This window comes from Pseudomonas sp. FP2300, assembly GCF_030687595.1.
In the GTDB taxonomy this organism is placed as follows: Bacteria; Pseudomonadota; Gammaproteobacteria; order Pseudomonadales; family Pseudomonadaceae; genus Aquipseudomonas; species Aquipseudomonas bijieensis.
On the sequence record NZ_CP117440.1, the window covers coordinates 3,851,163 to 3,872,834 of the forward strand.

17 protein-coding genes are annotated in these 21,672 nt (G+C 61.8%); 3 read left to right on the forward strand and 14 right to left on the reverse strand.

All coding sequences use genetic code 11. From position 1 onward, the window contains the following. Positions 1-36 precede the first annotated feature (36 nt). The 4 genes from PSH86_RS16985 to gabP all read right to left on the reverse strand — a co-directional run bounded on the left by PSH86_RS16985 (position 37) and on the right by gabP (position 6,182). Positions 37-1,386 (reverse strand): TolC family outer membrane protein, encoded by a 1,350-nt coding sequence (locus PSH86_RS16985; protein ID WP_249015100.1) that lies wholly within the window; start codon positions 1,384-1,386, stop codon positions 37-39. 2 nt (positions 1,387-1,388) lie between these two features. Further along, on the reverse strand, positions 1,389-2,759 hold the full coding sequence (locus tag PSH86_RS16990; RefSeq protein WP_109752969.1) for an HlyD family type I secretion periplasmic adaptor subunit: 1,371 nt from the start codon (positions 2,757-2,759) through the stop codon (positions 1,389-1,391). Further along, positions 2,752-4,473 carry a type I secretion system permease/ATPase gene (locus PSH86_RS16995; RefSeq protein WP_109752970.1) on the reverse strand — a complete coding sequence of 574 codons (1,722 nt, stop codon included), beginning with the start codon at positions 4,471-4,473 and terminating at the stop codon, positions 2,752-2,754. Before PSH86_RS16995 ends, PSH86_RS16990 begins: the two co-directional genes overlap by 8 nt. 308 nt (positions 4,474-4,781) lie before the next feature. Next, on the reverse strand, positions 4,782-6,182 hold the full coding sequence (gene gabP, locus PSH86_RS17000) for a GABA permease (protein WP_116832559.1): 1,401 nt from the start codon (positions 6,180-6,182) through the stop codon (positions 4,782-4,784). A gap of 521 nt (positions 6,183-6,703) precedes the next feature. Here gabP and PSH86_RS17005 point away from each other — a divergent pair. Then, positions 6,704-7,315, forward strand: a complete 612-nt coding sequence (locus tag PSH86_RS17005) for a TetR/AcrR family transcriptional regulator (RefSeq protein WP_109752973.1) — start codon at positions 6,704-6,706, stop codon at positions 7,313-7,315. Positions 7,316-7,366: 51 nt separating this feature from the next. Here the strand turns inward: PSH86_RS17005 and PSH86_RS17010 are convergent, their stop codons facing one another. The 3 genes from PSH86_RS17010 to PSH86_RS17020 all read right to left on the reverse strand — a co-directional run bounded on the left by PSH86_RS17010 (position 7,367) and on the right by PSH86_RS17020 (position 11,224). Continuing rightward, positions 7,367-8,470: a polyamine ABC transporter substrate-binding protein gene (locus PSH86_RS17010; RefSeq protein ID WP_305483777.1), complete on the reverse strand. Its 1,104-nt coding sequence runs from the start codon at positions 8,468-8,470 to the stop codon at positions 7,367-7,369. A gap of 39 nt (positions 8,471-8,509) precedes the next feature. Then, the gene (locus PSH86_RS17015) at positions 8,510-9,847 is read right to left on the reverse strand and encodes an alginate export family protein (RefSeq protein ID WP_305483778.1); all 1,338 of its coding nucleotides are present in this window, start codon (positions 9,845-9,847) and stop codon (positions 8,510-8,512) included. Positions 9,848-9,964: 117 nt separating this feature from the next. Continuing rightward, positions 9,965-11,224 carry a serine hydrolase gene (locus tag PSH86_RS17020; protein ID WP_305483779.1) on the reverse strand — a complete coding sequence of 420 codons (1,260 nt, stop codon included), beginning with the start codon at positions 11,222-11,224 and terminating at the stop codon, positions 9,965-9,967. A gap of 309 nt (positions 11,225-11,533) precedes the next feature. Here PSH86_RS17020 and PSH86_RS17025 point away from each other — a divergent pair, with 309 nt between their 5' ends. Continuing rightward, positions 11,534-12,637, forward strand: a complete 1,104-nt coding sequence (locus PSH86_RS17025; RefSeq protein ID WP_109752977.1) for a sigma-54-dependent Fis family transcriptional regulator — start codon at positions 11,534-11,536, stop codon at positions 12,635-12,637. 62 nt (positions 12,638-12,699) lie between these two features. Here the strand turns inward: PSH86_RS17025 and PSH86_RS17030 are convergent, their stop codons facing one another. From PSH86_RS17030 to msuE, 7 genes are all read right to left on the reverse strand, one after another. Next, positions 12,700-14,025, reverse strand: coding sequence for an ABC transporter substrate-binding protein (locus PSH86_RS17030; RefSeq protein ID WP_109752978.1), 1,326 nt, complete (start codon positions 14,023-14,025; stop codon positions 12,700-12,702). A gap of 72 nt (positions 14,026-14,097) precedes the next feature. Continuing rightward, positions 14,098-15,165, reverse strand: a complete 1,068-nt coding sequence (locus tag PSH86_RS17035; RefSeq protein WP_116832562.1) for a branched-chain amino acid ABC transporter permease — start codon at positions 15,163-15,165, stop codon at positions 14,098-14,100. Positions 15,166-15,176: 11 nt separating this feature from the next. Further along, the gene (locus tag PSH86_RS17040; RefSeq protein ID WP_109752980.1) at positions 15,177-16,058 is read right to left on the reverse strand and encodes a branched-chain amino acid ABC transporter permease; all 882 of its coding nucleotides are present in this window, start codon (positions 16,056-16,058) and stop codon (positions 15,177-15,179) included. A 67-nt stretch (positions 16,059-16,125) separates the two neighbouring features. Beyond that, on the reverse strand, positions 16,126-16,908 hold the full coding sequence (locus PSH86_RS17045; RefSeq protein WP_109752981.1) for an ABC transporter ATP-binding protein: 783 nt from the start codon (positions 16,906-16,908) through the stop codon (positions 16,126-16,128). A 13-nt stretch (positions 16,909-16,921) separates the two neighbouring features. After that, positions 16,922-18,082, reverse strand: a complete 1,161-nt coding sequence (locus PSH86_RS17050) for an AMP-binding protein (protein ID WP_176687733.1) — start codon at positions 18,080-18,082, stop codon at positions 16,922-16,924. 14 nt (positions 18,083-18,096) lie between these two features. After that, a complete protein-coding gene (gene sfnG, locus PSH86_RS17055) occupies positions 18,097-19,194 on the reverse strand; it encodes a dimethylsulfone monooxygenase SfnG (protein ID WP_305483780.1) in 1,098 nt (365 codons plus the stop codon). 39 nt (positions 19,195-19,233) lie between these two features. Next, positions 19,234-19,797, reverse strand: coding sequence for an FMN reductase (msuE, locus tag PSH86_RS17060; protein ID WP_109752984.1), 564 nt, complete (start codon positions 19,795-19,797; stop codon positions 19,234-19,236). 377 nt (positions 19,798-20,174) lie between these two features. Between msuE and PSH86_RS17065 the strand changes: the two genes are divergently transcribed. Continuing rightward, entirely contained in the window at positions 20,175-21,419 is a 1,245-nt protein-coding gene (locus tag PSH86_RS17065) for an acyl-CoA dehydrogenase family protein (RefSeq protein WP_176687732.1), read from the forward strand. The last annotated feature ends 253 nt before the right edge of the window (positions 21,420-21,672 follow it).

The following is a 21,672-nucleotide window of genomic DNA, read 5'->3' on the forward strand; positions in this document are numbered from 1 at the left end:
GCCTGGACCGTTTTTGTGGCGAGGGATAAGGATTGTCTAGAACAGGCTTTGCACCTGCTCCAGTACCGCGCGGCTCATCTGGCCGGTGTGGGTGTGCAGGCTCACATAACTCTGCAGCATGTCGAGCTTGGTATTGAGCAGGTCTCGACGGGCCTGGAACAGCCGCTGCTGGGCATCGAGGATGTCCACCGTGGAGCGCACGCCGCCCTGGAAGCCTTTTTCCGTCGAGGCCAGTGCTCGCTGGTTGGACTCAACCGCCCGCTGCATCGCCTTGCTCTTGGCAAACCCGGCTACGACACCCAGGTAATCGGCCTCGATGTCCTCGGCCAATTGCTGGCGCTGCACATCGTAGTCGGACTGGGCGCCGGCCAGTTGCGCCTCGGCCTTGGCCACCGAGGCTCGTACCGCCCCGCCGCGATACAGCGGAATGTCCAACTGCACCCCGACGTAGTAGGTGTCCTGGCGCGGGTCGAGTTCCTGGTATTGACGGGTTTCCCGGCGGGTCAACTGGGTGGTCAGCGACAAGGTTGGATAGTGCCCGGCGCGCTGGCTGTCAGCCTGGGCCTCGGCGACTTTCACCGCCGCCAGCCGGGCGGCCAACTCGGGGCTGGCCTCCCGGGCAATTGCCGTCCAGTACGGCAGGTCCTGCTCCGGCGGGATCGGGCTGCCGGCGGCCAGTTCTTCACGCATCGGCAGGATGTCATCGATGGGCACGCTGGCACGCCCGGACAACGCCCGCAAGGCCGCCACCCGGCGCGCCTGGGCTTCAGCCTCCTGGGCTTGCACCAGGTCGAGCCGCGCCTGGGCTTCGTCGATATCAGTAATCGCGCCCTGGCCGCCCTCGTACAATTTTTTGCTCTGGATGACCAAGCCTTGGATGGCCGCCTTTTGCTGCTGGATCAGCTTGATCTCATTCTCGGCCCGGGCGACCTCGAAATACCCCTTTGCCACCCGGTCATACAAGGTCTGGCCGGCCACGTCGAACACCCGGGTGCCCAATTGTCCCCGCGCCTTGCCTTCCTGGTACGCCGCCCAGCGTGCCTTGTCGTAGAGCGGCTGCTGCGCCGCCAGGGTCACGTTGTTCGCCTGGTAATCGTTGCTGTTGACGTAAGTGCTGTCATCGCCGCCGTCGGTGCGCCCGCCGTAGCCGTAGCGCGAAGTCAGCGACACCTGCGGATAAAGCCCACCGCGACCGATGTCCTCTTCATGGCGTGAAGCTTCGAAGGCGTGGGCCGCCGATTGCACGGTCGGATCGTTGAGGCGCGAGGCATCGTAGGCGGCGGTCAGGCTCAGGCCCCCCTCGGCAGCCCACACGGGATTGATCGCCGCCCATCCGGTACACAGGCTTAGCAACACACGCAAACGGTAGCGGCCACGGTCGACCATGCTCATTCCTCCTTGAAGGCTGCAAGCAAGCGTTCACGCAAAGGCTTCATCAGGTAATTCATCAAGGTGCGTTCTCCGGTCACCACCGTGACATCGGCGAGCATGCCGGGGCGTACCAGCAAGCCGGCGCTCTGCAACGCAGCCACGGTGTCGGCGGGAATCTCGACCTTGGCGGAGAAGTACGGCTGGTGCGTTTGCTCATTGATCAACTGGTCAGCCGACACCGTCGTCACCGTTCCGGTGACCGTCGGGGTGTCCACCCGTTGCAACGCCGTGAAATGCACGTGCACCGGCAGACCCGGACGCAGCTTGTTGGCCATCAGCGGCTCGAAACGGGCCGTGATCGCCATCGGCGCATCCAGCGGCACCACCTGCATCAGGGTTTGCCCGGCCTGCGCAACGCCGCCGACCGTATGAATACTCACATCCATGACCTGCCCGGCCACTGGCGCACGGATCGCACCGTTGTCGACTTCAAACTGCAAGGCACGAATCTGATCGGCATAGCCGGCCGCCTCGGCAGACACTTCGCTGAGCTGGGTTTCTGCATCGCGGCGAAATTCCTGTTGTGCCTGCAAGGCCTTGAGCCGGCTTTCGTTGATCGCCTGGCGAGTCCTGCCGACATCGCCCACGCCAGAAGCGATCTGTCCCGCCAATTGGGCCGCGTTGCGTTCGGCCTCGAACAGTTTGTTGCGTGGAACGTAGCCTTCGCGGGCCAAGTCCCGCAGGCCTTCGAGTTCCTGCTGCTGGAAACGCATCTGCGCATCGTAGTTGCGCTTGACGCCTTCATAGCCAAGCAATTGTTGCTGCAAGGCCGCAGCTTCGTGTTCGATGATCTGCAAACGACTGCCCAGCTCCGCGCGGCGGGTGATGAACAATTGGCTCTGCAAGGCCATGGCCGCCTTGACCCGTGGCTCGTCGGCGTGGGCCAGCAGTTCGGCGGGCCATTGGATCTCGGCGCTGCCCAGGCGCTCGGCAATCAAGCGCGCCTCGATGCTGCGATCATTGAGGAGCTTGCCCAGGGTCACGTCCAGTTGCGACTGCGCCTGCACCGTGTTGAGCTGTACCAGCAATTGCCCCTGGGTGACGCGGTCGCCATCGCTGACCAGCAGCTTTTCCACCACCCCACCGACCAACGACTGGACGGCCTTGCGCTCCCCCGCCACCACCACGGTGCCGCTGCCCACCACGCCCTGGTCGAGCGGCGCCAGGCAGGCCCAGAGCAGGAAACCACCCAGGGTCAGGACCAGGAATCCGACGCCATAACGTGCTGCGCTTCCAGCGTCGGTACTGGCGCTGGGCAGCGTTGTGGTGCTGCGCACGCTCAGCCCGTGCTCGCTGTAGGTCTGTGCCTCGGGGATCAGATCACGCATCTTCGCCAGCCTCCCTGACCGCGGCCGGCCTTGGCCCCGGCATCAATGCCTTGAGCACTCGGTCCCGTGGGCCGAACGCCTGTTGAGTACCGTCCTTGAGCACCAGGATGTGATCGACCACCGCCAGTACACTGGGCCGGTGAGTAATCAACACCACGGTGCTGCCGGCCGTCTTGAGCGCATTGATGGCCTGTACCAGCGCCAGCTCCCCGGCGTCATCGAGATTGGAGTTGGGTTCATCGAGCACGATCAGCGATGGTCGTCCGTAAAGCGCGCGAGCCAGGCCCAGGCGTTGTTTTTGCCCACCGGACAAGCCAAGCCCGCCGGGCCCCAGCGGCGTGTCGTAGCCCTTGGGAAACCGCAGGATCATCTCGTGGATGCCGGCATGACGCCCGGCGGCGATGATCTTGTCGGCGTCCTGCTCACCGAAGCGGGCAATGTTGTCGGCGACCGTGCCGTCGAACAGCTCGATGTCTTGTGGCAGGTATCCAAGGTACGGGCCCAAGGCGTCGTGGGACCATTGGCTGATCTCGGCATCGTCCAGGCGCACCGACCCGCCCATGGCCGGCCAGACCCCGACCAAGGCCCGCGCCAATGTCGATTTACCACTGGCGCTGGGCCCGACCACCGCGAGCACATCGCCCTTGGCGAGGCTGAAATTGATGCCGCGCAGGATCGGCTGCGAAGCACCCGGCGGGCCGACATACAATTGTTCCAGGCGCACCGCGCCGGTAGGTGGCGGCAACGGCATGCGCAGGCGTTCGCGCGGATGCTGGGCCAAGAGTTGACTCAGGCGCTGGTAACTCTGGCGTCCGGCGTTGAATTGCTTCCACGAGCCGATGGCGATTTCCACGGGCGCCAGGGCCCGCCCCAGCAACAGCGACATCGCAATCATCATGCCCGCCGACAGCTGGCCTTCAAGTACCAGCAAGGCGCCCAACCCCAGCGCCAGGGACTGCCCGGAGATACGCACGAAACGGGTCGTCGAGGTGATACGCGCGCTACGGTCGCTGGCATGGGCCTGGGCGGCAATGATCCGTTGCTGCAACAGGCTCCACCGCTGACGCAGCGGCCCGAGCATGCCCAGGGCCTGGATGACTTCAGCGTTGTGCAGCGTGCTGTTCACATAAATGGACGACTGCACCCCCAGCCGATTGGCCTCCCCCAGCCGTGTTCGCGTCGCCAGTTCGCCCCACAGCGCCAGGCCGATCAGCACCAGCGCCAGCACCAGCGTCAGCACGCCAAACCAGGGGTGAAAAATGAACGCCACCAGCAGGAAGATCGGCAGCCAGGGTGCGTCGAGCAAGGCAATCAGGCCCTGCCCGGTAATCAACTGCCGCAGCGTGGCCAGATCGGTGAGCACCTGCGCCGGATTGGCGTTGTGCTCGCGCAGGCTGCGGGCGAAGGCGGCGTCGAAAATCCGTTCGCCCAAGGCTTCGTCCAGCCCTGCGCTCATGCGAATCATCACCTCGCCGCGCACCCACTCGATCAGGGCGCTGAACATGAACAGCCCCAGGGCCATCAACGTGAGCATGAACAAGGTAGTTTCGTTGCGGCTGGTCAGGACCCGGTCGTAGACCTGCATCATGTAGAGCGACGGCACCAGCACCAACAGATTGATCACGCCACTGAACAATGCCAGGGCCCAGAACACCCGGCGATAGCTCAGTAAGGCAGCATCGATGTCATGACGCGGATCGAGTAGAAACCCCATGGGAAATCGCCTGCAATAGAAATGGTCGGTCCAGGACGCAATCCATCGCGAGGCTTTTTTCCCGAGGCTGTTCGAGAAAAAATCAATCCAGTCGGCGTGCTGTCATCAGGGGCGATCCTCATCCCTACAGGCGCCAATTACTGACAACGCAGCCGCCGGTTAGTGCCGGTTCGCAGGGGTGGGCTTGCAAGTGGGTGACAGGCGGGCGGGCCGCGCTTCAGGACGGAGGTTATTGCGTCCTGAACAGGCCCAAAACGAGGTTTTGTTGACGCCAGTAACGTGGCGTCAACAGGGTAAAAACGGCACGGTTAACCGAGGGATGCAACCTGTTCAGGCTGGGGCGAATGTCGCGACGTCAACAGGCCGATAAAGGAAATGACCAGCGCCAGGCCGAGGGTGGTACTGACCTCGCTCCGATGCTCGGGCGTGACCATCATGACCGCCAGCGCCGCCGAGATGAACACGATGACCAACCAGGTCAGCCAGGGGAACAGCCACATGCGCAAAGGCAGCTCGATATTCTGCCGTTGCAACATCCGGCGCATGCGCAGTTGCGAGATAGCGATCACCAGGTACACCAGCAAGGCGATGGCGCCGGAGCTGGCGAGCAGGAACTGGAACAGGCCGGCGGGCATGAAGTAGCTGAACAAAGTGACACCCGCGCCCAACACGGTACTGGCAATCACCGCAGACCGTGGCACACCGGCCGAGGACGTGACCTTCACGGCCTTTGGCGCATCGCCACGGCGCCCCAGGGAATACAACATCCGCGAGGCGATGTAGATCGAAGAGTTCATGCAACTGGCCACGGCGATCAGTACCACCACATCCACCAGGAATTTGGCGTGGGGAATATTCATCAGCTCCAGGGCCCGCTGGTAGGAACCCACTGAAGCCAGGAGCGGATCGTTCCAGGGCACCACGGAAATGACCACGAAGATCGACAGCAGGTAGAACACACCGATACGCCAGATCACCGAACGGGTGGCCTTGGCAATGTTCCGCGCAGGGTTATCGGATTCGGCGGCGGCGATCGTTACCGCCTCCGTACCGATGAAGCTGAACATGATGGTGATGAACGCACCCACCACCGCCGACAGACCATTGGGGGCGAACCCGCCATGCTCCTCCATCAACCGACTCAGGCCGCTGGCTTCACGCTCGGGTATCCACCCCATCAGCACCGCGAAACCCAGGGAGATGAAACCGATGATCGCCACAACCTTGGCCATGGCGAACCAGAACTCGAACTCGCCGTACTTGGAGACGCTGAACAGATTCGTCACGGCCAGCAGGACGATCGATACCGAGGCGAACAGCCAGGCATCGACGGCGGGAAACCATTGGTTGAGTACATGACCAGCGGCCAACGCTTCGATGGGAATCACCAGCACCCAGAACCACCAGTACAGCCAGCCAATAGTGAAGCCTGCCCAGCGTCCGATGGCCTGGTCGGCATAGGTGGAGAATGAGCCGGTGTCCGGATTGGCGACCGCCATCTCACCCAGCATGCGCATGACCAGGACCACCAACAGCCCGGAGAACAGGTAGGCCAGCATGACAGCCGGGCCGGCGGCGGCGATGGCATGGCCCGATCCGACGAACAAACCGGCACCGATGATCCCGGCGATGGAGAGCATGGTGACGTGACGAGGCTTGAAGCCCTGTGCCAAATGGCCGTTCGAATCCTTGAAGCTGGGGCTGGTCATTTTCTTATTCTCTTGTGATCGAACATTGAGGCGCGCGCAGGGACAGTCGGTGTTGCTGGTTTTCCCGCTCCTCCTGAAAGCGAGACCGCTTGGTTGTGTTGATCCACCCTGGGCGAACGTGCGCACTTGCGGTGAAAAGTCGCGCCACGTTACCTGTGTTTTCTCCCCAGTCAGTTACCTGAACGCGCCACCTCTGTGCCTGATGTCGCCACGTGGGGCATGGCGTTTTGCCTCTTGCCAGGCGTCTGGACCGTGGCATTCAGCCAAGTCCTTGAGGGGCGTAAACGAAATAAACCCTTTAAAAACTTTACTGGGTTAAGTATTTTGCGTGGGGCATCAGGTGCTATTGCTATCCGCCATAACACCGGTGGGGGAGCCTGCTCGCGATTGCGGAGTGTCAGTCAACGTCAATGTTGGCTGCTTCAGTGCAATCGCGAGCAGGCTCGCTCCCACAGGTTGATCTGCAACTGGCTGGCATTGCTCCGGTCGCCTCTTTTTTATTTCAATGACAAGGACCTCCCGTGAGCGGACTGCGTGAACGTCAAAAAGCCGAACGCCGCCAAGCCATCAGCAAGGCGGCGGTCGAACTGTTCGAACGCCAGGGTTTCCAGAACACCACCATCGAACAGATCGCCAACCAGGCCGGCGTATCGGCTCCCACCGTGTTCAAGTACTTCGGCAACAAACAGGAAATCATCCTCGAAATCCTGCATGACGCCGACCAGCGCGCACTTACGGACACCCGCAGCCAGATGCCTGAAATCGAGGATCCGGTCGAAGCGCTGTGTTATCTGGAGCGGTTGCTCACCGGTTATGCGCTGGAAGTCATGCACCCAAGCCTTTGGCGCGAATTGCTGCCGCTGATCCTGTTCGGTGGCGACAACGGGTTGCCCGAAGGTTATCGCGCCATGAACGATGCGCTCAGGGCCGAGATCAGCGGGCTGATCAGGGAGTTGCAAGAGGCTGGCAAGTTGCGCGCTGATCTGGACGTCGACCTCGCCGCGTTCCTGTTGAACGACTATTCGCACTTACAGCTGTTCAGGCTGGTCAACCAGGAACAGCCGGATATCGAGGCCCACTCCACCCAGGTCCGGCGTATCACCGAACTGCTCTTCCTGGGCATGCGCGCCTGAGGGCGTCACCCACCGATACGGACCCGGCGCCGCAGCGCCGGGTCACGCTGATCACTGATGGGTCTTGATGCTGATCCAGGTACGGGTGCGGACCCGCTCCACGGCGGCCGGCACCGGCTCCAACGCGAACAGGGTCTTGCGCGCCTCGTCCGGCACATACATGGCGGGGTTGTTGCGAATTTCAGCATTGACCAACGCCGTGGCGTCCTTGTTCGGGTTGGGGTAACCGATCTTGTTGCTGATCCGGGCAATGACATCCGGACGCAAGATGTAGTTGATGAACGCGTAGGCCTCCGTAGCATGGGGCGCATTGGTGGGCACCATCATGACGTCCGACCACATCGGTGCGCCCTCCTTGGGTAGCGCCATTTCCACCTTGACTCCCTTCCCAGCGTCTTCAGCCAGTCGCTTGGCCAACGCCACGCCGCCCGACCAGCCCACCCCTACGCAGATCTCGCCGTTGGCCAGGTCCATGCCGTAGCGTGACGAATTGAAATAGGTGATGTAGGGGCGAACCTTGAGCATGGCCGCCTGCGCCTTCGGGTAGTCCTCACGTTTCTGGCTATTGGGGTCCAGCCCTTCGTAGTGCAAGGCAATGGGCACGATCTCGTTGGCGGCGTCGAGCAGACCCACGCCGCAACTGGCCAGCTTGACCATGTTCTCCTCCTTGAACAGGATGTCCCAGGTGTTCATTTGCACATCCGCGCCGAGCACCTGCCGAACCTTGTCGACGTTGTAGCCGATCAGGGTCGTGCCCCACAGATACGGCGCCGCATAACGGTTGCCTGGATCGCCTACCGCTTCCAGGGACTTCATGAACTCGGGATCCAGATGCTGCCAGTTCGGCAACTGGCTGCGATCCAGGGGCTGCACGGCACCGGCGGCAATCAGGTGACTGACGTTGGAACTGCTCGGGTACACCACGTCATACCCGGAGTTGCCGGTCAGGAGCTTGGACTCCAAGGTCTCGACGCTATCGAAGACGTCGTAGATGGGACGGATACCCGTTTCCTCCTGGAAACTCTTGAGGATTTCCGGCGGCAGGTACTCGATCCAATTGTAGATTCGCACCGTCCGCTCTTCGGCCAGGCTCGCACCACTGATCAGCATCGAAACAACAGCGCCCAGCAAGGTGTTACGCAAAAACGTACTCATGATCAAACACTCCAGCGCGGCCGCGAAGGCTCGCGGCACTTAATAGCGGTAGGTGAAGTAGAGTTCCAGCGCGCTGAATTTCCGGTCGTCGCCGAAGACCTGCTTGGCCGCTGCCATGGGCTTGACCCAGTTATAGGACAGTGAGGTGGACAGCGACTTCGACGGTGCCCAATCGAGGAAGACTACACTCTCGTCGGCAAAACGCCGGTCGCTGACGGCGGTACCCATGTAGTTTTTTTCGTCGAGCCAGAACTGGTAGTGAATCGCACCGAGGGTGAGGGTTTCGTTGAGGTGGGTCTTGAGCGAGAACTGTTGGACGTTTTCGTTGCTGTTGAACAGCAGGTAGTTGCCGACGACATCGCCGATCAGCCAGGTGCTCCAGTCGACGAAGCCCTTGCTCAACGGATCCCAGGCTTTCTGGCGGTTGTCCGTGAGGTTGTCGTCGCCGGAAAAACTCGCGTAGCGGTAGCCAATGACCGGGGTCAGCGGCAGCGTGCTGAAGGTGTAATCGGCCTGGCCGTACCAGGCCTCGGCATCGTAGTCCACGCCTTCGCCATTGCCTCGCTCCAGGGCATATTCGGCGTTGAGGGTCAGGTCCGGGATACCTGGCAGCTTGGCGTTCAAGGCCCGCACGTTGTACACCAGCATGCCATCGCGGCGGCGCGGTAACGTACTGCCCTTGGGTCCCATGGCCTTGACCTTCAACACCGTGGCCCCGAGCGTCACCTGGTCGTCGAGGTTGTAGTCCAGGTTCGCGCCGCTCATGCGAAAGTCCCCCAGGTCGCTGTCGGTTCCCAGGCTGAAGCCCTGGACTTTCAGCGCGCCATGGTCCCAGGCGACCACCGCCGAATCCTTGAAGGCGGTACGCGGGGCGAGCCAATAGGCGCCGTCGTTCAACTGGTCGAGGTTGCCATCCATCACGATGAAACCGTTGCCGATCATGTAGTTCTGGCGACCGCCCGTCACCGTCCACTCCCCTGCGCGGAAACCGCCATAGAACTCTTCGGTCGACACCTTGCCATCGGAGCTGCGGGTGAAGCCACCGGCATCGCCATCACCGAAGGTGGTCGCCCCCACCAGTGAGCCGCCGGCCAGCAGGCTGAAATCCGGCTGCACGGCGTATTCCAACTTGACGCCTGGCTTGACGTAGAACTCCTGCCAGTCGATTTTCGTGCCGCGATTCTTGCCGCTGCGCATATCCACCACGCCGCCGCCAAAGTTGACGTTGCGGGTAGAGAGGATGGCGCCACCGGCACTCAAGTTGACCTCACCCTTGAGGTTGCCCTCCTCGAAGGTGTGGCCCGCCCATGCAGCCTGGGCGGTCAAGGGTAACCCGAGCATGAGGAACGTTCGGGACAAACGCGTCATGGAAACCATATGGAGCTCCTGTGTGATTATTGTTGTTACAGGGCAGTGAAAGGCGCGCAAAACCGCGCCAACACCTGGCTAGGCCAGGTGAGCGGAACGCAAGACTCTTGTGGTTATCGGATGAAGTCAGGGCGTCAGGTGCGCTGCGATGGCACGCAGCATGCGCACGCTGTCGCCGTCGAATGGGCTGACGGCATCGTCCAGGGACGACTGCTTGACGATCACCACGCCGGACGGTTTGTCGATGAACAGGTATTGGCCATGGATGCCACCGGCCATGAGCGCGTGGCTGTGGTCGTTGAAGACATACCACTGGCTGCGGTAGGACGCGCCAGGGGTCCAGCTCGAGAAGTCGGGGGATGCGGCGTAGATCGCCGGATCGGCCCCGGCGGCGATACCGGCGAGCGCCTCGGCCGAGAGCAGTTGTCGCCCGTCCTGGCAACCATCGTTGGCCAACAGGCGACCGAAACGCGCCATGTCACGCAAGGTCGCACTGAACCCGGCACCGGCTACGCTGCGCCCCCAGGGGTCGGCCAGGAAATAGCCGTCACGCTCACAGCCCAACTGGCTCCAGACTGCCTGCAGCAACTGGTGGCAAGCCTTGCCAGAGGCCCGCTCCATGACCCAGGCCAACGCCTCGGTGGTGGCCGTCACGTAATGGAAAAAGCCACCGTGACTGCCGCGTTTGCGCAGTGAAGGCAAGTACTGGTAGAGGGATTCGAACGTCGTGTACTGCGCCGGTGCCGGCTGGAAACCGCAGGCGTAACCGTATTGGGAACTCTCTGAGTCCGGATCCTCATAGACTTCGCTGTAATCGACGGCCACCGCCATGTCGAACAGCTGGCGCACGGTCGCATCGCCGAACGCGCTGCCCGTCAATTCCGGTACGTAGTGTGCGGCCGTCAGCGTCGGGTCCAGCAGGCCTTCGCAGACCAGTTGCTCGCCCAACGCCCCGATCAGCGACTTGGTCACCGAGAACATGATGTGCCGGTCCCGGGGACGCTGGCCGTTGAAGTAGCGCTCGAACAGTACGGTGTCGCCCTTGAGGACCAGGAAAGCATCGGTCTGGCTGGCAATCAGGTGGTCGATCACGCTGATGCTCAAGCCACACTCGCTGTCGAAGTGCAGCTCATCCAGCGGCTGGAGCGCCTGCTTGAAGGCGCTGACCGGCCCGGTGCCGGCCTGCACGTCGATGGAAGGACGCAAGCGGGCCAGGTTGCGGAAGCCCCATTGGTTGAACGGCGGGCTCATCCAGTTGTGCCAGGTGACGCGGCGGTGGGGTTCGGCGGGAAAACCTTGCATGAGCGAAGGCGCCGTGTGGGTGTCAGACGACTCGTGAGTCTCGACGTAAAGACAGGCCAATGAAGGCGCGGTGTTCTGATTCATCGGGTTGCCCCTGCGAAATGACTCTGCGTGAAAGCAGATGCAGGGAAATAATTACTCGATGTTATTTTTTAGTCAATAAAACTTTTTACCGTACCTTCGATTTATTGCCATTATCGCTACCAGGGCTATCAGTCCAGCGTTGCATCCTTGCGGACATAGCCCTAAGCAAATAACTAAAGGTTATTTGTTTTATATTTTTTAGATCATTTAAATTACAGCTTAAGCCCAATGGCTTCCTGCGGTGTTGTCATCAAGGAGCGATGGCACGCCCAACTTCAGTCACGGCAATCTCATTAACGGGCCACCGTCATGCAGCTTCTAACGCTACCTCCCTCCCCTGGCCTTGCCACTTCCATTCGTGCCACGGCCCAGGTCTTCGAAGACCCCACCTCCCGCGCTTTGCTGGCTCACCTGCAACAAGTAGCGCCCAGTGACGCCAGCGTGCTGATCATCGGCCAGACCGGAACCGGCAAGGAACTGGTGGCGCGCCACGTGCACAACCTCAGCGCTCGTCGCCACAAGCCGTTCGTTGCAGTCAACTGCGGCGCGTTTTCCGAGACCCTGGTGGAGGCCGAGCTGTTCGGCCATGAAAAAGGCGCCTTTACCGGTGCGCTGACGGCCAAGGCCGGTTGGTTCGAGGAAGCGGACGGCGGGACGTTGTTCCTGGATGAAATCGGTGATTTGCCGTTGCCGATCCAGGTCAAGCTGCTCCGGGTGCTACAGGAGCGCGAGGTGGTCCGGCTGGGTTCGCGCAAGAGCATCAAGATCAATGTGCGCGTGCTGGCGGCCACCAACGTGCAGCTGGAAAAAGCCATCAATGCCGGGCACTTTCGCGAAGACCTCTATTACCGCCTGAACGTGGTCAGCCTGGTGCTCAAGCCCTTGCGCGAACGCCCCGGTGACATCCTGCCGCTGATACGCCACTTCATTACGGAGTACAGCCGCCGGCTCGGGCACGGCGAAGTGACGCTGGATGCCCAGGCCCAGCGCAAATTGCTCGACTATTCCTGGCCGGGGAATATCCGCGAGCTGGAAAACGTCATCCACCACACACTGCTGATTTGCCGCCACAACGTGATCGGCGCGCAGGACTTGCATCTGTCGAACTTTCGTATCGAACGCCAGGACAACCCACCGCAATCTACGCCTCAAAGTGCGGAGGAGCTGTTGCACAAAGCCTTTGAGAAACTGCTCGAGCAGGAGCATGGCGATTTGTATGAAAAGGTCGAGGCCGAGCTGTTGCGCGCGGCCTATCGATATGCCAACTGCAACCAAGTCCACACCGCCAGCCTGTTGGGCCTGAGCCGAAACGTCACGCGAACGTTGCTGATCAGGATTGGCGAGCTGGTGGTCAATCGACGCCGCCCGGCACTGAGCACGCAGGATGGCCAGGTGATCAATCTGTCGACCTGAGCTACCAGGGGTTCCGTGGCGAGGGAGCAAGCTCCCTTGCCACAAAACTATTCGACGGGTACTCAGGACTCCTTACTGCAATCGCGTGGGGTAATACCTTTTTCCCGGGCGTACTGGTGCGAAGACGCTTCGATGATCGGCCGCAGCAAGGCGCGGTCGGCCTGCACCCAGTCACTGATCAGCTTCCACTGGCTGCCGTCCCATTGCTGGAAGCGCACCGCGCCCCCGCCTTCATGGTCCGAGCACGACAACTGCAACGGCTGCACCAGGCCCAGCGCCCCCAGTTCCTTGAGTCGGGCGTCGTCGAGCTTGAGGTTCTCGAACCCCCAGCGCACCTGCTCACCGGTCAGCGGCTGCTTGCCGAACTTCTGCTGGGCAATGCGCACCGCCTCGACGTTGAGGATGCCGTTGACCACGCCGAGGTTGTAATACACCGTGCCGAATCGCTTGGGGTCGGCCAGGTCACCCTGGCCGGCGTCGACCACTTGTTTCTTGATGCCCTGCAACACCGGGAAATCGGTGCCCGAGGGGTGCGTGGTGATGGCGATGAAGCCCTTGGCCGCGGCACCTGCCGGCGCGGCGTCATCTTCGGAGTTGCTCCAGATATTGCCGATGATGTGGTCAGCCGGGAAACCGACTTTCTGCGCGGTTTTCAGCGCCACCGGGTTCATCACTCCCCAACCGCGCAGGATCACCCAATCGGGTTTTTCCCGACGGATATTCAGCCATTGCGACTGTTGCTCGTTGCCCGGGTGCGGCACCTCCAGCAGGGTCAGCGTAAAGCCGTACTTGTCGGCCAGGGTTTGCAGGACCTCATTGGTTTCCTTGCCGTAGGGCGAACCGTGATACAGGGTGACGATCTTCAAGCCCTTGAGCTTGTCCAGCCCGCCGGCGCGCTGGCCGATGTAGTTGATGATCGCCGACACTTCCGAATAGGGGTTCAACTGCAACGGGAAGACGTAGGGAAACACGCTACCATCGGTGGAATCCGTGCGTCCGTGGTTGATGGTGATCAGCGGCAGCTTGTCGGCCGTCGAGCGTTCCAGCGTGGCATAGGCAATACCTACCGACAGCGGGTTGGTGGCCGCCGCGGGTGCGCCGTTCAAGCCTTTCTTCAGGCGTTCGTAGCACTCCACGCCTTTCTCGACCACGTATTCGGTTTCGCACTCGCTCCAGGTCAGCTTGACGCCGTTCACGCCGCCGTTGGCGTTGACGTACTTGAGGTAGTCGATGAAGCCGCCGAAAAAACCCGTGCCACCGGCCGCATAAGGGCCGACGCGATAGCTTTGCAGCGGGAAGTATTGTTCGTTGTCCGCCTGAACAGTGAAGGCCGCGGCGGTGAGGCTCAGGGCCAGCGCCAGGCTGCTGGCGAATGATCGTTTGAACATCGGATTTTCCTTGTTATGAAGCCATGGATGAGCCAACAAAATGGAACTGCAAACCCGCGTTGTGCGGTTCGCTCAGTAGCGCAACGGCCACAGCCGTGCGCGCTGGCGAAATCTCTGCCAGAGGCGCGCAAGGCCCTCTGGTTCCTTGATCAGAAACAGGATGATCAGGGCGCCGAATATCATCTTCTGCAGGTTTTCCACCTGGCCGGCGTCCACCAGTCCGCCGGGCAGCAGCGACACGAGGTTCGAGAGCAACACCGGAAACAGCACGATGAAGGCCGCGCCGAGAAAGTTGCCCAGCAGGCTGCCGAGGCCACCGATAATGATGATGAACAGGATCTGGAACGAGCGATTGAGGTCGAAGCCATGGGGCTCCACTGTCCCCAGGTAAGCGAAGGCCCAGAGCGCGCCAGCCACTCCGAGGAAAAAGCCACTGATGGCGAACGCCAGCAGCTTGGTTTTCGCCAATGGAATACCGATCACCGCTGCGGCGGTGTCCATGTCGCGCACCGCCATCCAGTTGCGCCCCAGCTCGCTGCGCACCAGGTTCTTGCCCAGCCAGAACAGCGCCACCACCACGCCCAGGGTCAACAGATAGCGGCCGGCCGGCGCATCCAGGTTGACGCCGAAGACTTCCAGGCGCGGCGCGCTGATCACGCCCGAGGCGCTGTTGTTGGAAAACCAACTGAAGCGGGTCAGCGCCCAGGTCACGAAGAACTGCGCCGCCAGGGTCGAGACCAGCAGGTAGAAACCTTTGATGCGCAGGCTCGGCAGGCCGAACAGCAATGCCACCAGCGCTGCCGTCAAGCCACCCAGGGCAATGCTGACCAGCAACGGCAAGCCGGCGACCCGCACTTCGAGGTTGTAGGTGGCAAAGGCCCCCACCGCCATGAACGCCGCCGAACCGAGGGACAACTGCCCGGCATAACCGGTGAGCAAATTGAGCCCCAACCCGGCCAGGGACAGCACCAGGAACGGAATCAGGATCGCGCTGAACCAGTAGTCATTGCCCAGCCAGGGCACCACGACGAAGGCAAACAGCAGCAACGCGGCCAGCCCGTGACGGTCCTGGCGCAGCGCGAAGACCCGACGGTCCTGGGCATAACGAGTGTTGAACTGGCCTGCTTCTCGATAAAACATGATGCGCTCCCCTAAACCCGTTCGATCGCCCGCTCGCCAAACAGTCCCGCCGGACGCACCAGCAGAAACAGCAGCGCCAGCACGTAGGGAAACCAGTTCTCGATGCCACTGCCGATGAAGGGCCCGAGGTAAACCTCCGCCAGCTTCTCCGACGCACCAATGATCAAGCCGCCGACAATCGCGCCGCTGATGGAGGTGAAGCCGCCGATGATCAACACTGGCAAGGCCTTGAGCACCACCAGCGAGAGCGAGAACTGCACGCCCAGGCGAGCGCCCCAGAGCAGGCCGGCGACCAGCCCGACAAACCCCGCCACCGCCCAGACCACCACCCAGACCCGTTGCAAGCGAATGCCCACGGCCAGCGCTGCCAATGGATCATCGGCCACCGCCCGCAACGACAGCCCGAGCCGAGTCTTGTTGAACAGCCAGGACAACAGCAACACCAGGAACGCCGCCGTCAGCGCGGCAAAAATGTCGAACTGCGACAACAACATCCCGCCCAGTTCCAGCGGTTCGTCGCTGATGCCCAGTTCCAGCCCGTGCACCTGGGTGCCCCACAGTGCCTGGGCGAAGCCTTCGATGACGTAGGACAGCCCGAGGGTGGCCATGAACAGCGTGATCGGCGAGCGGTTGACCAACGGGCGCAGAACCACGCGTTCCACCGCCACGGCGATCAGCACCATGGCCGCCAGGCTGATGACGAACGCCAGCCAGAACGGCACACCGCGTTCCAACAGGCTGACGAAAGTCAGCGCCGAGAACAGCACCATCGCGCCCTGGGCGAAATTGAACACACCGGAGGCCTTGTAGATCAGTACAAAACCGATGGCCACCAGGGCATACATCACCCCCGCCAACAACCCGCCAATCAATACTTCAAAGAAAAATTCCATAGCTGTTCCTGTTCTGCGGGCGCAACTTGCCTGCCCTCCCTGGCGGGAAGGCGTCGAATGTCAGGTGTCAGTGGCGAGTGCCCAGGTAGGCCGAAATGACCTCGGGGTTCTGCCGTACGTCTTCGGGCGAGCCGTCGCCGATCTTGCGACCGTAATCGAGCACCACCACGTGATCGCTGATGTCCATGACCACCCCGATGTCGTGTTCGATCAACACCACGGTGGTGCCCAGTTCTCGATTGATATCGACGATGAAGCGACTCATCTGCTGTTTCTCGTCGGCGTTCATCCCAGCCATGGGCTCGTCCAGCAACAACAGCCGAGGCTCCGCCGCCAGCGCCCGGCCCAACTCGACCCGTTTCTGCAAGCCATAGGGCAACGTACCCACCACCGCATCGCGCCAGGGCTGCAAGTGCAGGAACGCGATGACGCGTTCAGCCGCTTCGCGCTGGATATCATCCTCGGCCCGGGCGCGACCGATGCGCAGCGCTTGCTCGACCCAGCTGCTGCGACGCTTGAGGTTGCGTCCGGTGAGCACGTTGTCGAGCACGCTCATGCCTTTGAACAGCGCAATGTTCTGGAATGTCCGGGCGATGCCGCGTACCGCCACATCGTGGGGGCGCATCCGGCGCCGCTCCTGTCGATCGAAACGGATGCGTCCGTCCTGGGCGTGGTACACACCGCTGATGACATTGAGCAGCGAACTCTTGCCGGCACCGTTGGGGCCGATCAAGGCGCAGATCTCACCAGTGGCAACGCGAAAGCTGATGTCCGTGACCGCCTTGACGCCTTTGAATGACAGTGAAATATGTTCCAGCTCCAGCAAATGCGTGGCGGCCGTCTGCGTCATGGGGTGTTTCCTCTCAGGCCGGTTGCGACTGGAGCCCGGTCCAGTCAGGGTTGATTTGCTTCACAAGGTTCGTCGGCGCTTCCCAGTGGGCTGTATCGCCCCACTGGCGAACCCGGATACCCAACGCCTGGAAAAACGCCTGGGTCTCGGGCGGCAAGGCATCCCCCACCAGCAGCGGTGCATGGGTCCGGGAAAAACCCAGCACATCACGCAAGGGCCGACGAACCAGCCAGTTACCCAGTTGCCTTTGCAGGAGCCCCGGCTGGGCCGCCAACGCCCAATCCACCAGCCGGCGCGACCAACTGCCCGACTCCGGCAAACGCTCCAACGCATAACGGTACAAGCGCTCGTAGGTTTCACGCGTCCCGGCTACCAATGTCGGGCCCAGCTCGCGGCGGTCGCGATCACGGGTCGCCAGATTCTCCGGAAAGTTCAGGCGAAAACCGGCGATCAACCACGGCGCCAGCAAATAGCGGGCTTGTCCGCCCGAGGCGAACGCCCGTGCGGCCAATGCCTCTTCTTGCCGTCCCAGGCCTTCACGCGTCACCAACCGCTGGCCCTCCTGCAGCAGCTCGGCGTGGCTGACGCGCTGCTCTTCAATTGCCTGCCCCGCCCCGCGATAAAAGACAAACGCTGTTTGCAGCACTTGCCCTTGCGGTGCCAGTTCGTCGGTGGGCCGCTCGGCAACCAACGCGGCGTAATCCAGCGCTTGCGCCAATGGCATCGAATCCGACAAGCCACGCTTGTCGAGGTAAACCAGCACGCTCGGGTTCACCTGCGCCGCACGCAGACGCAGCATTTCTTCCAAGCCCTCGACCAGAACGAAATCCGGCTGCAATGTGCCGAGCAGTTGCACCTGTTCGGCCCGTGCCTCCAACGGGTCGAACAGGCTCGCCACGCCACCCAGCCACTGCGCAGCCAATGCCGCAAGCAATGCCTGCGGCCTGGGTCGGCTGATGATCGTCAGGCTCGCCCCCGTGGAAAAACCGCGGGCTTGCAGGGCGCTCGCCAAACGGCGCACCTCGTCGGCCACGAGCCCCCAGGTCCACTCCTGCCAGACACCCAGGTGCTTGTGGCGCAGCGCGACATCCGCGCCATGCCGCTGCGCCTGTTGTTGCAACCACTGGGGCAAGCTGGCTGGTAGCGCAACGGCGGTGTCGGTGAAGGTGCCCATGCTGCCTCCCGCGCCTAAGCGACTGCCGCCGTTTTGGCTGCCGCTTTGCGCTGCTCCAGCTCACGCACCAGCGGCAGGACCTTGCGACCGAAATACTCGACTTCTTCCTGAAAATGCAGGAAACCTGCGAGCACCAGATCAACCCCCACGGCCTTGAGCGCGACGATGCGTTCGGCGATCTGCTGCGGCGTGCCGATCAGGTTGGTCTTGAAGCCGTCGTTGTACTGCACCAGGTCCTCGAAGCTGGACTTGGCCCAGTTGCCTTCACCTTCCGGGCTGGACTTGCCGGCTTGTTTCGCCGCATCGCCGAAGGCATTGACCGCTTCGGGGTCGGCCTGGTCGATGATCTGGGCAAGGACCGCACGCGCCTCCTCTTCGGTGTCGCGGGCGATGATGAACGCGTTCACTCCGACCTTGACCTTGTGGTTATTGGCCGCGGCCTTGGCCTGGATGTCGTCGACCTGGGCCTTGATCCCCTCGACGGTATTGCCATTGGTGAAATACCAGTCGGAGACACGGGCGGCCATGTCCCGGGCGGCACGTGAGCTACCGCCCTGGAAGATTTCCGGGTGCTGCTGCAACGGCTTTGGCTTGAGGGTGTAGTCATGGAAGCGGTAGAAGTCACCGCGAAAGGTAAAGTTGTCGGTGGTCCAGATACCCTTGAGCGCGGTGATGAACTCTTCGGAACGGCGATAGCGCTCATCGTGCTCCAGCCACGGCTCGCCAATGGCCGTGAACTCGCCCTTGAACCAGCCCGACACGATGTTGACCGCAACCCGGCCGCCGGTCAGCTGATCGATGGTTGCGATCTGCTTGGCTAACACCGACGGCGTCCATGGTCCCGGCAACACCGCCGCAATGACTTTCAGCCGCGTGGTGGCGGCCAGCAAGGCATGACTGAACGCCACGGACTCATGCTGGTATTCGGCGCCGTAACCGGCGGTAAAGCGTACCTGGGACAAGGCGTAGTCGAAACCGGCCGCTTCAGCGATCTGGGCCAGCTTGCGGTTGTAGTCGATGCCCCAGTCGGTGCGCTGCTCGATTTTGCTGACCACCAGCCCGCCGCTGACGTTGGGCACCCAGTAGGCAAATTTGATCGTGTCCTGGCTCATTGCATGTACTCCACGGCTCGTTTTGAAAGAAGAAATTGGTCAAGCGGCGCTGGCGTCGCGTCGGGCGCTCGGGACCAGGCTCAGCAACGCCGACTCGACGGCGCGCTCGATACGCTCCAGCACCTGTGGGCTGGAGATCCGGTAGTGAGTGAAATCGGTTTCGCTGGCATAGACCCCCACCGGCAGGCTGAGGGCCTGGAAAAAGCCAAACAGCGGCCGCAACTGGTGATCGATGATCAAGGCATGGCGATCCGAGCCCCCCGTCGCGGCCAACAGCACCGGCACGTTCTTGAGGGCTTCGTGATGAACGAAATCGAACAGATGCTTGAACAGGCCGGTGTACGAGGCCCGATAGACAGGGCTGGCGGCAATCAGCAAATCGGCCGATTCAATGGCCTGCAAATCATCCTGCACGGCAGCCGGCAACGCCTCGCGACGCAACACCCCGGCGAACTGTGGACCGACCTTGGCCAGCTCGATCAAGCGCAGCTCGATCGGCAGTTGCTGCCCGAGCCGCTCCACCAACGCCTGGAGCAGGACCAGTGTGCGTGACGGGTGCTGCACGCTGCCTGACACCGCCACCACTTTGAATTGCTTGCTCATCGCTTACCCCATGCCTGGAGACGCCACCTCAGCGTCTGCACAAGGGATAGAGCAGCAACCGTGCCATCTAGATATTTCCTTAATAATCAATTAATTAGAAGAACAGCCCAATCACTTCGCTGTCGCTCGACGGACAAGCTGTTGATCCACTGTTGGCTGGCGAACATCCGGTGCGTCGAGGTTCGTGGCAACAACTGTTGCCCGGCACACAGTTGCGCAACAGATTGTCCGCAGCAAGGGCAGCTCTTTCGTTGATGAACCCAGTTCAAGCCCCGTATTCACGGGCGTTTGGCCTCGGGCATGGACTGTGCAATGGCCACTGGCAACGGCAGGTTTCTCCCCTGCCCGCCTACTCGTCAGTAAGAAGGAACATCGCCATGACCGCACAGCAACAACACCTGCCACCGATTCTTTCCACCGGCACCGACTATGAGCCCCTGGCCGAACGCTTTCGGCCGATCTTTGCGCGCATCCAGGCCGGCGCCTTGGAGCGTGAGCAGACGCGCAGCCTGCCCTTCGAACAGGTGAAATGGCTGAAGGAAGCAGGCTTTGGTGCCATCCGCGTACCAGTCGAATATGGCGGCGCCGGGGCCTCGTTGCCGCAGCTGTTGCAACTGCTGATCGAGCTGGCCGAAGCCGATTCCAACCTGCCCCAGGCGCTGCGCGGGCACTTCGCATTTGTCGAGGACCGCCTCAATGCCCACGCCAGCAGCCCACAGGACCTATGGTTCAAGCGCTTCGTCGAGGGGGAACTGGTGGGCAATGCCTGGACTGAAGTCGGCGCCGTGAAGATCGGTGAAGTGGTTACCCGGGTTTCCCGGCAAGGCGATCAATGGGTCGTCAACGGCACCAAGTACTACAGCACCGGCAGTATCTTCGCCGACTGGATCGACGTGTATGCCCAGCGCGACGACAATGGTGCCGACGTGATTGCCGCCGTGCGCGTGCACCAGCCGGGCGTCAAGCAAAGCGATGACTGGGACGGCTTTGGCCAACGCACCACCGGCAGCGGGACGTCGTTGTTCGAGAATGCACTGGTCGAGGCGGAAAACCTCATCGACTTCTCTACCCGTTTCAAATACCAGACTGCGTTCTATCAACTGGTCTTGCTCGCCGTGCTGACCGGCGCCGGCCGCGCCGCGGTCCACGACATCACCGAACAAGTGCGCAAACGCACACGGATTTTCAGCACCGGCAATGCCAGCGCAGTGAGCCAGGACGTGCAGGTGCAGCAAGTGATCGGCAAGGCTTCGGCCCAGGTCTATGCCGCCGAAGCCACCGCCCTGCGAGCCGCGAGCGCCTCCCAGCGCGCCTATGAAAGCCGCTTCAGTCAGAACGCCGAGACCGAACACACCGCCAACATCGCCGCCGAACTGGAGTCGGCCCAGGCCCAGGTGGTCATCTCCGACCTGGTACTACGCGCCACCAGCGACCTGTTCAATGCCCTTGGCGCCTCGGCCACCAGCACCAGCAAGGCCCTCGACCGCCACTGGCGCAACGCCCGCACCGCGGCTTCGCACAATCCGTTGATCTACAAGGAGCGCATTATTGGTGATTGGGAAATCAATGGGACGGAGCCGCCGTATGTCTGGCAGATTGGCGGGGGGTCGAAGCAGCTTTGAGTAGGTAGTTTGGTGTATATCCATTGCTGCGGTAACGGAGGGTCAGTTGGCTGATGATATCGGCTGTGCTGACGTCTTCGCGAGCAACTCGCTCCCACAGGTTTTGTGTTGCGTCCAGAGACTGTGAACGCCCGTAAATCCATGTGAGAGCGAGCCTGCCAGTTAAAAACTGTTACCTATGTGCGTGAACTGATTTGTAACCCATGTGGGTGAGTCAAGCCATCTGCCCCAACGCAAGCGCGTGAGACCAGGC

What these genes read in the sequence shown, in the direction of transcription:
- PSH86_RS16985 (WP_249015100.1), bottom strand. Translation starts at nt 1,386, where the DNA reads ATGGTCGACCGTGGCCGCTACCGTTTGCGTGTGTTGCTAAGCCTGTGT.
- PSH86_RS16990 (WP_109752969.1), bottom strand. Translation starts at nt 2,759, where the DNA reads ATGCGTGATCTGATCCCCGAGGCACAGACCTACAGCGAGCACGGGCTG.
- PSH86_RS16995 (WP_109752970.1), bottom strand. Translation starts at nt 4,473, where the DNA reads ATGGGGTTTCTACTCGATCCGCGTCATGACATCGATGCTGCCTTACTG.
- gabP (WP_116832559.1), bottom strand. Translation starts at nt 6,182, where the DNA reads ATGACCAGCCCCAGCTTCAAGGATTCGAACGGCCATTTGGCACAGGGC.
- PSH86_RS17010 (WP_305483777.1), bottom strand. Translation starts at nt 8,470, where the DNA reads ATGAGTACGTTTTTGCGTAACACCTTGCTGGGCGCTGTTGTTTCGATG.
- PSH86_RS17015 (WP_305483778.1), bottom strand. Translation starts at nt 9,847, where the DNA reads ATGGTTTCCATGACGCGTTTGTCCCGAACGTTCCTCATGCTCGGGTTA.
- PSH86_RS17020 (WP_305483779.1), bottom strand. Translation starts at nt 11,224, where the DNA reads ATGAATCAGAACACCGCGCCTTCATTGGCCTGTCTTTACGTCGAGACT.
- PSH86_RS17025 (WP_109752977.1), top strand. Translation starts at nt 11,534, where the DNA reads ATGCAGCTTCTAACGCTACCTCCCTCCCCTGGCCTTGCCACTTCCATT.
- PSH86_RS17030 (WP_109752978.1), bottom strand. Translation starts at nt 14,025, where the DNA reads ATGTTCAAACGATCATTCGCCAGCAGCCTGGCGCTGGCCCTGAGCCTC.
- PSH86_RS17035 (WP_116832562.1), bottom strand. Translation starts at nt 15,165, where the DNA reads ATGTTTTATCGAGAAGCAGGCCAGTTCAACACTCGTTATGCCCAGGAC.
- PSH86_RS17040 (WP_109752980.1), bottom strand. Translation starts at nt 16,058, where the DNA reads ATGGAATTTTTCTTTGAAGTATTGATTGGCGGGTTGTTGGCGGGGGTG.
- PSH86_RS17045 (WP_109752981.1), bottom strand. Translation starts at nt 16,908, where the DNA reads ATGACGCAGACGGCCGCCACGCATTTGCTGGAGCTGGAACATATTTCA.
- PSH86_RS17050 (WP_176687733.1), bottom strand. Translation starts at nt 18,082, where the DNA reads ATGGGCACCTTCACCGACACCGCCGTTGCGCTACCAGCCAGCTTGCCC.
- sfnG (WP_305483780.1), bottom strand. Translation starts at nt 19,194, where the DNA reads ATGAGCCAGGACACGATCAAATTTGCCTACTGGGTGCCCAACGTCAGC.
- msuE (WP_109752984.1), bottom strand. Translation starts at nt 19,797, where the DNA reads ATGAGCAAGCAATTCAAAGTGGTGGCGGTGTCAGGCAGCGTGCAGCAC.
- PSH86_RS17065 (WP_176687732.1), top strand. Translation starts at nt 20,175, where the DNA reads ATGACCGCACAGCAACAACACCTGCCACCGATTCTTTCCACCGGCACC.